Origin of the sequence: Brevibacillus sp. HB1.4B (genome assembly GCF_013284285.1) — a bacterium.
Taxonomy (GTDB): domain Bacteria; phylum Bacillota; class Bacilli; order Brevibacillales; family Brevibacillaceae; genus Brevibacillus; species Brevibacillus porteri.
In genome coordinates, this window is sequence record NZ_JABSUT010000017.1 from 47,856 (window position 1) to 60,685 (window position 12,830).

The following is a 12,830-nucleotide window of genomic DNA, read 5'->3' on the forward strand; positions in this document are numbered from 1 at the left end:
TCACAATTGACGGGGAGACAAAGGTGGTGTTAAGATACTTGCAAACATTCAAGACATTTCGCAAAACAACTAAATGACAAGTGTACGACTCTTATCCAGAGAGGCAGAGGGACTGGCCTGATGAAGCCTCGGCAACCGGTAAAAATCCGGTGCCAATTCCAGCAAAGCTACGTGCTTTGAAAGATAAGAGGATGTCTCAGGCGTTTTCGTATCTGCTGACAAATCCTCTTCTTTCAAAGAAGAGGATTTTTTTATTTACCCAATTACGGAGAATAAGCCGATGCAAGGTAGAAAAGGGGCACGTCAATGAAACCAACTTTTCGCGAACAACTTTCCCGGAAAATTCTGATTCTGGACGGTGCAATGGGCACCATGCTTCAACAGGCAAACCTGACTGCTGATGATTTCGGCGGTGAAGCCTATGATGGCTGTAATGAACTCCTGAACCTGACCAGACCAGATGTGATCCGTTCCATTCACGAGAAATATTTAGCGGCGGGCGCAGACATCGTCGAGACAAATACATTTGGTGCTGCTTCCATCGTTTTGGCTGAGTACGATGTGCCAGAAAAAGACCTTGAGATCAATATAGCCGCAGCCCGCTTGGCCAGAGAAGCGGTGGATGCCTATTCTACGGAGGAGTGGCCGCGTTTTGTAGCAGGTGCAATGGGACCTACGACCAAAACCCTTGCGTTGACAGGCGGTGTCACTTTCGAAGAACTGGTCGAGGCGTATTATCGTCAGGCAAAAGGTCTGATTCTTGGCGGCTCCGATGTTCTTCTATTGGAAACCTCGCAAGACACGTTAAACGTCAAGGCTGGCGGAATCGGGATTCGCAAAGCTTTTGAAGAGCTTGGACAGGAGCTCCCGGTGATGCTGTCAGGTACGATTGAGCCGATGGGCACAACGCTGGCTGGCCAAAACATCGAGGCGTTTTACATCTCCTTAGAGCATTTACAGCCAGTCTCCATTGGTCTGAACTGTGCGACAGGACCAGAGTTTATGCGTGATCATCTGCGGACACTGTCAGGAATTGCCCAATGTGCGGTTAGCTGTTATCCGAACGCAGGCTTGCCAGACGAGAACGGCCATTACCATGAAACGCCACAGGGACTTGCTTCGAAAATGCGGGCATTCGCTGATCAGGGCTGGATAAACGTCGCTGGCGGTTGCTGCGGAACAACGCCTGACCATATTCAAGCGATGGCAGAAGCATTGAAAGACTGCAAGCCGCGCAGTGCAGCTGTGGAACCGCTGAGCGCAGTCTCCGGGATCGAGGTTGTTTACGTCGAAGATGACAATCGTCCCTTGCTAGTAGGGGAGAGGACCAATGTCATCGGTTCCAAAAAATTCCGTGAAATGATTGCAGCTGGTCATTATGAAGAAGCATCTGATATTGCCCGAGCACAAGTGAAGCGCGGCGCACATGTCATCGATATATGCTTGGCTGACCCCGACCGTGATGAATACGAAGATATGGAAAAATTCCTACAGTTCATCGTGAAAAAAGTAAAAGCGCCCCTCATGATCGATTCGACAGATGCCAAGGTCATGGAGCTGGGACTTCGCTATTCGCAAGGGAAGGCCATCCTCAACTCGATTAACTTGGAAGACGGCTTGGAGCGATTTGAGGAAGTGGTTCCACTTATTCACAAGTTCGGTGCCTCCGTTGTCGTTGGAACGATTGAGGAAGCGGGTATGGCTATCACTCGCGAAAAGAAGCTGGAGGTCGCGCAACGCTCGTACGACATTCTTGTCAACCAGTATGGCATAAAGCCACAGGATATTATATTCGATCCACTCGTCTTTCCAGTAGGGACAGGGGATGAACAATACATCGGCTCTGCCAAGGAAACCGTAGAAGGAATTCGTTTGATTAAACAGGTAATGCCTGCTTGCAAGACGATCCTAGGTGTCAGTAACGTTTCCTTCGGCTTGCCTCCTGCGGGTCGGGAAGTACTGAATGCGGTCTTCTTGTACCACACAACTCTCGCAGGGCTTGATTACGCCATCGTCAACACGGAAAAGCTGGAGCGCTACGCTTCGATTCCAGAAGACGAGAGAAAGCTGGCAGAAGCTCTTCTATTCGAGACAAATGATGAGACATTGGCGGCCTTTACCGAATTTTATCGCCAAAAGAAAAAGGAAGTCAGTGTGGAAGTCTCCTCGTTAACGCTCGAAGAACGCTTGGCCCGTTATGTAGTCGAAGGCTCCAAGGATGGCCTGGTGGAAGACCTAAAGCTGGCTCTGGAAAAATACACACCGCTCGAGATCATCAACGGTCCGCTGATGGCTGGGATGGAAGAGGTCGGTCGCCTGTTCAACGGCAACCAGTTGATCGTGGCAGAAGTGTTGCAGAGTGCGGAAGTCATGAAGGCATCCGTATCGTTTCTGGAGCCATTCATGGAAAAAAGCGACGCTGCTGCAAAGGGGAAAATCTTGCTGGCGACCGTTAAAGGCGATGTGCACGACATCGGAAAAAACTTGGTGGAAATTATTTTGTCAAACAATGGCTACAATGTCGTGAACCTGGGGATCAAGGTACCACCAGAGCAACTGATTGCCGCATGCAGAGAAGAAAAGCCGGATGCCATCGGTCTGTCTGGACTCTTGGTAAAATCCGCACAGCAAATGGTCATTACAGCACAAGACCTGCGTGATGCAGGCATTGATATCCCGATGATGGTTGGCGGTGCGGCGTTGACGCGCAAGTTCACATCGAACCGGATCGCACCGGAATACCGTGGAATTGTTTTATACGCAAAAGATGCCATGGATGGTCTGGATCTCGTAAATCGTCTGCAAAATCCGGAAGAACGTGATCGCTTGGTAGAGGAACAGCAACATCTCCTGGAAGCAGTTGCAACGGCTCAACCTGTTATCGAGGAGAAAAAAGCACCTTTGCCAGCTCGCTCAGCCGTCAGCAGAACGGTTCCGATCCACCTGCCACCAGATTGTGAACGACATGTTCTGCGACAATACCCGCTCAGCCATCTGCAACCGTATTTGAACCTGCGGATGCTCCTCGGAAAACACCTCGGTGTTCGCGGAAATGTAGATAGATTGATAGAGGCAGGCGACGAGAAGGTACTGGAACTGTACGGCATTGTGGAAGAGCTATTAAATGAAGCGAAGCAAAAAGGAACCATTACGACACACGGCGTGTATCAGTTCTTCCCGGCTCAGTCAGATGGCAACGATATTTTGGTTTATGATCCAAAAGACCACAGCAAGCTGCTGGAGCGCTTCTCGTTCCCGCGTCAGCTGGAAGAACCTCATCTTTGCCTGTCCGACTTCTTGCGACCAGTGGAGAGCAAGGAAATGGATTATGTCGGATTCCTGACCGTAACGGCTGGGGGAGGGATTCGCGAAAAATCTACAGAGCTAAAAGAGCGTGGTGACTACTTGCGCTCTCATGTCCTCCAATCCTTGGCATTGGAGCTGGCAGAGGCATTTGCAGAGCGAATTCACCACGTCATGCGCGACGTGTGGGGCATTCCTGATCCGGTTGAGATGACGATGCTCGAGCGCTTTGGTGCTAGATATCAGGGCATTCGTGTCTCCTTCGGTTACCCTGCTTGCCCGAACCTGGAAGATCAGGCGCAGTTGTTCCGTCTGTTGCGTCCAGAGGATATCGGCGTTCAGCTGACAGAGGGATTCATGATGGAGCCAGAAGCTTCCGTATCGGCGATGGTATTTGCACATCCTGAAGCACGTTATTTCAACGCAGGTCCGTCTATTTTTGAAGTGTAAGGAAAGTAGTAAAGATAAATGAAACGGGGAGAGAAGGGATTGAGTTGACGACGAGAAAGAAAGATTTACGAGCCTATTTGAAAGACCACCTGCTAGTCGGAGATGGTGCGATGGCGACCCAGCTGCACGGGCTGGGCGTCCCGGTTGGCGTCAGCTTTGAAGAGCTGTGTTTATCCAACCCGCGTTTGGTACATGAAGTTCATACGTCTTACTATCAGGCCGGTGCACGTTTCCTAGAGACAAATACGTATTCTGCCAACCGAGATGCATTGAGCCGTTACGGTCTGGAGCATAAGGTAGCGCGGATTAACCGGCTAGCAGTCGCCATTGCACGGGAAGCCGCACAGGATGATGCTTATGTGGCTGGGAGCATCGGATCGATTTTGGCTGGACGGGTGAAGAAAAAGGTTTTGGACGAATACCGTGACCAGTATGAGGAACAGGCGATTGCTCTGTTGCATGCTGGCGTAGATGGACTGATTCTGGAGACGTTCGTGGACTTGGAGGAGCTGCTTCTGGCGATCGAGGTAATCCGTCCGCTCACAGATGTCCCTGTAATCGCGCAGTTAGCCACTCTGGAAGTAGGACGCACACGTGATGGCTACGCTTTGACAGATGCTTTTTCCGAGCTAAAAGCCGCAGGAGCTGACGTGATCGGACTAAACTGTCGCCTTGGTCCCGCTGAATTGCTACGCTCGTTTGAAAATACAGTGATTCCAGAAGATGCACTTTTATCCGTATTCCCGAATGCGGGGCGTCTGGGGATGACTGACGGCGAATACGCTTTTAAATCATCACCTGAATATTTTGGACAGAGTGCGCTTCGCTTGCGTGAGCAGGGGGTACGGTTGATTGGCGGATGCTGCGGAACCACACCTGCACATGTGAAGGCGATTGCGGATGCACTTGAGTCACTTGAGCCGCAAGCGCGTGTGAACCCGACCATCGTAGCAGGTGATCGTCCTTCGATTTCTGTGCAAAACACGAGGGAGAGGGAGAAACCAAGCATTGTCGAGCGCGTAAAAACAGCAACGACGATCATTGTCGAGTTTGATCCACCGCGTGATCTGGATGCAGACCAGTTTCTCCATGGATGCTGCGAGCTGCACAAGGCAGGAGCGGACGCCATTACGTTGGCGGATAACTCGTTGGCGACAGTGCGGATGAGCAACATGGCTCTCGGAGCACTCATGAAGAGCAGACATGGAATCGATCCGCTCTTACACATCGCTTGCCGGGACCGTAATCTCATTGGGCAGCAATCGCACTTAATGGGGCTGCACGCTTTGGGGATCGACCAAATATTGGTGATTACTGGGGATCCATCGCGCTTTGGGGATTTGCCAGGTGCCAGCTCGGTATTTGATGTGACCTCTTTTGATCTGATTCGCATGGTGAAGCAGTTGAACGAAGGCGTTTCGTTCTCAGGACGTCCGTTAAAGCAAAAAGCCCAGTTCATCGTGGGCGCAGCCTTTAATCCGAATGTCCGAAATATGGATGCTGCCGTTGCCCGCTTGGAAAAAAAGGTCGAGGCAGGCGCGGACTACATTATGACACAACCTGTGTACGATGCTGAGTCCATCCGGAATGTATACGAGGCGACGAAGCATATCGGCATTCCTGTCTTTATCGGGATCATGCCGTTGACCAGCTCGCGCAATGCGGAGTTCCTGCATAATGAAGTGCCAGGAATCAAGCTATCGACAGAAGCTCTGGAACGGATGAAAAAGGTACAGGGAGAGGCCGCCCGACAGGAAGGGATCGCAATCGCGAAGGAATTGGTCGACACGGCCGTTCGTTACTTCAATGGCATCTATCTGATTACACCCTTCAATTATTACGAGATGGCGGCAGAGCTCATTCAATACACGCGCCAGCAAAGCTCATTAGTGAAGCTGGCTCAGACTTAGCGGTATACATCAGTAAAATAGGGAAGGCCTATGTGTATAGACAGGCTATAGCCTTGCGTCTAATATACATGGGCCTTCATCTCGTCTAACATATAGGCGGTCTTGAGAGCTTCCCGATTGCAAAACTGTTGAATCTCAGCAAGGCTCATCTGGGCATACAGCTTCTTGCGTAAGAAACGTTCAATGATATGTGGGAATGCGAGATCGACAAAGAGCAAATGCAGTTGCTCAATCGATAGGGGATTTTCTTGGAGATAGCCACTCAATATATGAGAGAACCATTCTTCGTTCCACTGCTCATTTTTTCGCATCGCAAGGGATAGAACACGGGCAATGTCTTTGGACGGAAAATCGTAACGAACATCCTCCCAGTCAATGATTGCAATTCTTTGATTACTGACGAGCAAATTCCCATTGTTAAAATCTCCATGACAGAGATAGTGATTGCTTAGGGGTTCCTTTTTCCATTTCGAGAAGTATGGAGAGGATATCAAATGTTCCTTGGCTGTGATCCCGGCTTGTTTAAAAAAAGGAAGATAATCCGCGAGCGCAGTGTATTTTTGATCATTCTTCCCAGCGTGTCGAAGCTCCCACTTCTCAATGGCAGCTAAATCTGTTTTGTACTCCACGGACCATTTTTCTGCGCCATTGTAAAGGATGCCATGGTTGGAGGAAAAACCGAGCGACCTCGCATGAAATTTGCCTAATACCATGCCGATCCGTTCCATTCGAATAGGGGAGTTATACGCAATATTTGGCCAGGATAGCCTTTGGTGCAGAACGAAAAGATTTTCTTTATGAGTGATGTAACGCTTATTATTTTTGGTTCGTTGAATGTCGGGGATGAGTACGCCGTTTTTGCGCAAATACGCTTCTGCATTCAGAATGAAATGTAAACGTTCCTTTTGCAGAGGGAAAGCTTTTCCGATGAATTTGCCATTGGTTGTTTCCAAGTAAATGACGAATGATTTGGATGTATCCCGAATGGTTTTGTGATGCAGAACGGTCATGTCGTATCTGTTCTGGATTTTTTTGATGAGGTCGTCCACTACTGATGCCCCTCCTTGCGTACAGAGCTACAAGTATTGTATGGAAGAAGAGGAGTGGTTGACACGAAAGGATCTACTTAGGCGCGGGAAGAGGGTGCCAATTCATCTCGCGTAAAAAATGACTCAGCTCACTAAACTTGGCGATTCGTTCCTCACGTGTAAAAGATGCGTTAGCCCCACTGGTAGACGGGACGACAAACACATAGCTGCCAGACCAATCTTCTGTCCCAAAGTACCTGATTGGCTGAAGCCCCAGTGAAATGGCTTCTTTTTTTTGTCCAGTCGCGTGACGAAAAGCAGTAATGCCGTTAAAACAAATGACACGAGGCCGGTAAGTCTGGATCATTTGGACGAACAGCTCTGCCCCTGTGGCATAATCCTCGTTGCGCAGGTCTGTTGCGGAGCGGGTAGGGCGTGATACCAGATCGGTAATACCGTAGTTGTAGTCTAAGAGGGTAGCGGTTTCCTCGGGCAAGAGCTTGTGAGGTGTCAGGCCGCCTTCGTACAATCCACGCCAAAACAGGTTGGCTGGATTGGCGTAGTGGAAACCCGTCGTAGCTGATATACGCCCTGGATTGATACCGCAAAATAAGACCGCCAAATCGCGGCGAATGTATGTGGGCAACCATTTTTCTGTGAACTCGACCAAAAGCGAACCCCTCCTGTTTACCACATTGTAGCACATCAGTGAGCGCTTTCAGAAAGGAGCAAAAAAAGCTGCCAGATTCGGCAGCTTCAGGTTATATTCGATCAAGTATTGGATCTTATAACTGGGGAAGCGGATACGGCAGCACTTGCTGTGGCTCATTGAACGTGAATTGATCCATTTCATTTCGGACGTATCTTTTCGTCTCGAATGGAACGACTTCTTGTTCTTCGTTACCCCACAACCAATTCGACAGCATTTGTATCATAAGGATACCCTCCACTTTGTGGAAATGTTTTACATGTTCATCATACTCCAGTTGAGGGCATTTTTGGTTGGGCAGGTGTGAATAAGGCGTGAAGAAATCGTGGATAGAACGTGAACAAAAAGGAAGCGATTTCACAGGGCTTCGAAAAAAAGCGTAAAGAAATCCGCCTGTACGAACGGACTCTTTTCGCTTTTTTGCCGTGCCATTTCTATGGATTGGTGGACCACAGTCCAGCGGATTTTACGAAGATGCGTTTGTTCAGCTTCAGCTGGCTAACCACGAACTCAGCAATATCCTCAGGTTGCATGGTCTTTTCAGGATTTCCGTCGGTCAGACCCAAGTCAATAGCCATATCGGTTGCTACTGTGCTAGGCGTAAGCGCCGTTACGCGAATGTTGTGTTTGCGCACTTCGAGAGCCAACGATTCAGTCAGACCAAGAACACCAAACTTGGATGCACTATACGCGCTGGTGACAGGAGCTCCTTTTTGTCCAGCAGTGGAGGAGATGTTGATAATGTCACCGGAGTTTTGGTCAATCATGCCAGGGAGTACAGCGCGAGTGACGTAGTACACACCCATCAGATTGACTTGGATGATTTGTTCCCATTCGCTCGTTTCAAGCTCCAGGAATTTACCGAATTTAGCGACGCCTGCATTGTTGAGCAGAATATCAATGTGACCCAGTTCATTTTTGATAGAGGTAACGGCTGTCGTGACGTCATCATAGTTGGAAACGTCTGCTGTGGCAATCGCGACCTTCACGCCGAATGCTTCTATTTCCTTGGCTACTTGCTTCAAATTTTCCTCAGAGCGAGCCAAGAGTCCAAGATTCACGCCTTCTTTTGCCAAAGCAATTGCAGTAGCGCGACCAATGCCTTTACCTGCTCCTGTAATGATTGCGGTTTTTCCTTTTAGATCGATAGCCAATCGATAACACTCCTTTTTCAAGACAATAGGAATCTCATGTATATTGTGCAGTGTACTAGCATTTATCCTCGAGGGGAAGGATGCACTTTTATGTACGTAGGTTACGAAAAGTAACTTTGCAAAATAAAAATGTCCTCCCTGAGCAGGGAGAACATTGGATAGCAAGGGGATAACTGCTTACAGCTTGTATACGTCTGTGTATTTTTTCTCAAGGTAATTCATCAAGTAAGTCGCATTTGTACCTTCGCCTGTAATCGCTTGAACGAGTTCACGAGGGCTCTTCATTTTACCGTACTGATGGATTTTTTCCTTGAGCCACTCACGGATTGGAGCGAAATCGCCTTTTGCGATCAGTTCTTCGTAGCCGTTGATCTCACTCTCCATAACGTGGACGAATTGTGCCGCATACACATTACCCAGCGAGTAAGTAGGGAAGTAGCCGATCATTCCACCTGACCAGTGTACATCCTGAAGCACACCCAGTGCATCTGTCGGTGGCTCGACACCCAGGTATTCTTTCATTTTTTCGTTCCAAATTTTTGGCAGATCAGCCACTTGAATGGTTTGATTGATCAAGCCTTTCTCGATTTCGTAGCGGATCATGACATGCAGGTTGTACGTCAACTCATCTGCTTCCGTACGGATAAAGGAAGGAGTAACAGCGTTAACCGCACGATGCAGGTCTTCTACGGACACACCTTCGAATTGAGTAGGGAACGCTTTTTGCAAGTCCGCGAAAAAGTGATTCCAGAACGGCAGACTGCGTCCGACCATGTTTTCCCAGTAGCGGGATTGAGATTCGTGAATCCCCATGGAGGTACCATCGCACAGAGGAGTGAACAGCAGGTCAGGATTGATGTTCTGCTCGTACATCGCGTGGCCAGCCTCGTGAATACAACTGAAGAGCGCAGAGTTGAAATCATTTTCAGCGTAGCGCGTCGTAATGCGGACATCACCAGGATTGAAGGTGGTGCAGAACGGATGCGCACTGCGATCCATGCGGCCAGACTTGAAGTCGTACCCGATTTTCTCGAGGATATAACGGCTGAATGCTTCTTGGTCTGCCACAGGGAAGTTTTTCGTCAAAAATGATGTATTTGGTTTGTTCGGGGAGTCGGCGATTGCTTTTACCAGCTTGACAGTTTTCTCGCGCAAGGTGGCGAAGATCGGATCGAGCTGGTCGACAGTCATGCCAGGCTCATACATGTCCAAGAGGGTGTTGTACTTGTTTTTACCGTCATGACCCCAATACTCGATGAACTCGAGCTGGAAGTTCACGATTTTCTCGAGGTACGGTTGGAACATGGAAAAATCGTTGTTGGCACGAGCTTCTTCCCACACCGTTTCTGCTTTGGCGGTCAGCACGACGTACTCCTGATGCCTGTCAGCAGGTATTTTCTTGTTGCGGTCAAATTCCTTTTTGCATTCCAGCACACTGTGACGGGTAATTTCATCCAATGTTTCGAGGACAGATGGCTCACTCAGCTCCGTCAAAAGCGCTTCCATTTCTTTAGACGTCGCCAGCTTGAATTGCTCGCCAGCCAAAGTCCCGATGATTTCAGAACGGGCATCCATTCCATTGCGAGGCGCTTGTGTAGCCTTGTCCCAATAAAGAACGTTCAGTGCTTGCGTGTAGCTGGTTATTTTCTTCACATAGTCACGGAATTCGGCCGTACGTGTTTCCACAGTCGTTGACATAGGATTCCTCCTGTAAAATTGTAATATTCTGGTAATTAATATGTAAGTCATGCAGTCAAAAAATTTTTACTACTGAATATTATAACGGTTTAATGAAAAATTACTAGGTGGATGCGACAAGCATTTGTCGGTATAATCGTAGAGGAAACAAATGAGTTACTTATTTGCGATGACAGGAGAATGAAGATGAGTCAATCCAATCCCCAATGGGAAAATGAGATAGCAAAACGCCGTACCTTCGCCATCATCTCCCACCCGGATGCGGGTAAAACGACAATGACGGAAAAGCTGCTCTACTACGGCGGAGCCATCCGTGAAGCAGGGATGGTCAAAGGGCGCAAAAATTCCAAGCACGCTACCTCCGACTGGATGGAGATCGAGAAAAAGCGTGGAATCTCCGTAACGTCCAGTGCGATGGATTTCGAATACAACGGACACCACATCAACATTTTGGATACACCTGGTCACCAGGACTTCAGTGAAGATACGTACCGTACGCTGACGGCTGCTGACGCTGCTGTGATGATTATCGACGTAGCAAAAGGGGTAGAGGCACAGACGATCAAGCTGTTCAAGGTCTGTCGGATGCGGGGTATTCCGATCTTTACGTTCGTGAACAAGCTGGACCGTCACGGTAAAGATCCATTCGAGCTCTTGGAAGAAATTGAGCGCGTACTGGGTATTCGTTCTTATCCGATGAACTGGCCGATTGGGATGGGCAGCTATTTCAGCGGTGTATTTGACCGCATGAAGTCTCGTGTCGAGCTGTATCAAAACAATACACAGCACGAGGATATTTCCTTTTTCCCTGTAGAAGGAGCAGAAGATCCACTAATCGGTGATCGTGTCGGTCAAGAACTGTGGCAGCAATTGCAGGACGAAATCTCCCTGCTGGATGTTGCGGGAGATGAATACGATCCTGAACTGATCAACAAAGGACAACTGACACCTGTTTTCTTCGGTAGTGCCATCAACAACTTCGGTGTACAAACATTCCTGGATAACTTCCTGCAAATGGCGCCAGCACCTTCTGCGAAGAAAAGTACAGAAGGCTTGATCGATCCGTATACGAACGCGTTCTCCGGCTTCATTTTCAAAATCCAAGCCAATATGAATCCAGCTCACCGAGATCGCATCGCTTTCTTGCGTATTTGCTCCGGAAAGTTTGAGCGGGGAATGTCAGTCAAGCACGTCCGTCTTGGCAAAGACATCAAATTGGCGCAGCCAGTACAGTTTATGGCACAGGACCGCGAAATAGTCGACGAATCGTTCGCGGGAGATGTCATCGGTCTTTTTGACCCGGGCATTTTCCAGATCGGTGATACACTCTGTGTTGGAAAAACGTTTGAGTACGAAGAAATGCCGCACTTCTCGCCAGAGTTTTTCTCCAAGGTGATGGTGAAGGACGCGATGAAGCACAAGCAATTCCAAAAAGGGATCATGCAGTTGACCGAGGAAGGAACGGTGCAGTTATTCCGTACCCATCCGATGGAAGAGCTGATTCTTGGTGTGGTAGGTGTGCTGCAGTTCGAGGTACTGGAATACCGTTTGAAAGCCGAGTACGGGGTAGACATCATGTTGACTCGTATGCCGTATCAAATCGCTCGCTGGCTCGAAGGGGAGAAAGCAGACCTCGATGCTGTGAAGAATCGAACTGTTTCCGACCGTTATGGCCGTCCCGTTATGCTGTTTGAGAGCGAGTACCAGCTGCGTGTTGCGATGGATAAGTACTCGAATATCAAGTTCCACGAGAGTTCTCTTGGTTTGAAATCCGTTCATTCTTAATTGAAAAAGAAATGCAGGGCCTCCCGATTACGGTGAGGCCCTCTTTGCAGTTGCCTGTCTTGCACGACATTTACTTTGGCACAGGCGACACAGGTATCCACTTGTTGGAGTACAACGAATACGGATGTTCAAAGAAAATAAAGTAGTAGACTGAGAAAATATAGTAGTAGACTGGCGATGCTTCATTACGCTATCAGGTACGTTAGGTCAATGAAACAGAGGCAGTCTAGGACTTTATTTTCGTGTCCTGGACTGCCTCTGACTCTTTTAGGTGGCTACGACACCGGGGCAGTTTAACCAGTTCACGGAGGGGATTTTTTATGCTACCAAAGAACGGAAAAGCCAAAGGGGCTGCCTCGCTGTACAAACAAATACGCGGGTATGGAAGCTTGCGGCTCAAGCACAAACAGATGATTGTCCTCGCATGACGTGTGACATATTATCCTCCGCAATTCTATATAACATGTCAGCGATTTCCTTCATCTGCGCATTGGCGAACAACCGACGAAACATTGTGGCAGCTCGCTGGCCCGAAGGCGCATAGAGACACAACCTTTTGGAAACAGTAATGCCATGTGCTGAACCACGGTTCGATGCCAAGCGGATGAGTTTTCTGGAACAATGACATTGGAATACATAACATTTGCAAATTCCCTGATTATTGTCAAATTCCATAGATGTTGCGTTTGTAGGGGACAAATGGGAGGAGTGAAGGTTACCTTCTGGGAAGAGCACTATCCGTTCTGGAGCAAAGGTATTACGCTCGATAAAACAGATCATCGATATATGCCTA

At 48.6% G+C, this 12,830-nt stretch carries 8 protein-coding genes and 1 riboswitch; of the genes, 3 read left to right on the forward strand and 5 right to left on the reverse strand.

Annotation, left to right across the window (positions count from 1 at the left end):
• Positions 1–88: 88 nt before the first annotated feature.
• A riboswitch (SAM riboswitch) is annotated at positions 89–190 on the forward strand.
• A 116-nt stretch (positions 191–306) separates the two neighbouring features.
• A complete protein-coding gene (metH, locus tag HP398_RS28635; protein WP_017247881.1) occupies positions 307–3,753 on the forward strand; it encodes a methionine synthase in 3,447 nt (1,148 codons plus the stop codon).
• A gap of 44 nt (positions 3,754–3,797) precedes the next feature.
• The gene (locus HP398_RS28640; RefSeq protein ID WP_017247882.1) at positions 3,798–5,663 is read left to right on the forward strand and encodes a bifunctional homocysteine S-methyltransferase/methylenetetrahydrofolate reductase; all 1,866 of its coding nucleotides are present in this window, start codon (positions 3,798–3,800) and stop codon (positions 5,661–5,663) included.
• Between the two features lie 59 nt (positions 5,664–5,722).
• On the opposite strand, the gene HP398_RS28645 is transcribed toward HP398_RS28640, so the two are convergent.
• The 5 genes from HP398_RS28645 to HP398_RS28665 all read right to left on the reverse strand — a co-directional run bounded on the left by HP398_RS28645 (position 5,723) and on the right by HP398_RS28665 (position 10,252).
• Positions 5,723–6,712 (reverse strand): phosphotransferase, encoded by a 990-nt coding sequence (locus HP398_RS28645; RefSeq protein WP_173624307.1) that lies wholly within the window; start codon positions 6,710–6,712, stop codon positions 5,723–5,725.
• Between the two features lie 73 nt (positions 6,713–6,785).
• Positions 6,786–7,361 carry a mismatch-specific DNA-glycosylase gene (locus tag HP398_RS28650; protein ID WP_017247884.1) on the reverse strand — a complete coding sequence of 192 codons (576 nt, stop codon included), beginning with the start codon at positions 7,359–7,361 and terminating at the stop codon, positions 6,786–6,788.
• Between the two features lie 115 nt (positions 7,362–7,476).
• Entirely contained in the window at positions 7,477–7,626 is a 150-nt protein-coding gene (locus HP398_RS28655; protein WP_173624308.1) for a hypothetical protein, read from the reverse strand.
• Between the two features lie 208 nt (positions 7,627–7,834).
• The gene (locus HP398_RS28660) at positions 7,835–8,554 is read right to left on the reverse strand and encodes a 3-ketoacyl-ACP reductase (RefSeq protein ID WP_017247885.1); all 720 of its coding nucleotides are present in this window, start codon (positions 8,552–8,554) and stop codon (positions 7,835–7,837) included.
• Positions 8,555–8,731: 177 nt separating this feature from the next.
• Positions 8,732–10,252, reverse strand: coding sequence for a carboxypeptidase M32 (locus HP398_RS28665; RefSeq protein ID WP_173624309.1), 1,521 nt, complete (start codon positions 10,250–10,252; stop codon positions 8,732–8,734).
• 186 nt (positions 10,253–10,438) lie between these two features.
• Here HP398_RS28665 and HP398_RS28670 point away from each other — a divergent pair, with 186 nt between their 5' ends.
• A complete protein-coding gene (locus HP398_RS28670) occupies positions 10,439–12,037 on the forward strand; it encodes a peptide chain release factor 3 (protein WP_017247887.1) in 1,599 nt (532 codons plus the stop codon).
• Positions 12,038–12,830 lie beyond the last annotated feature (793 nt).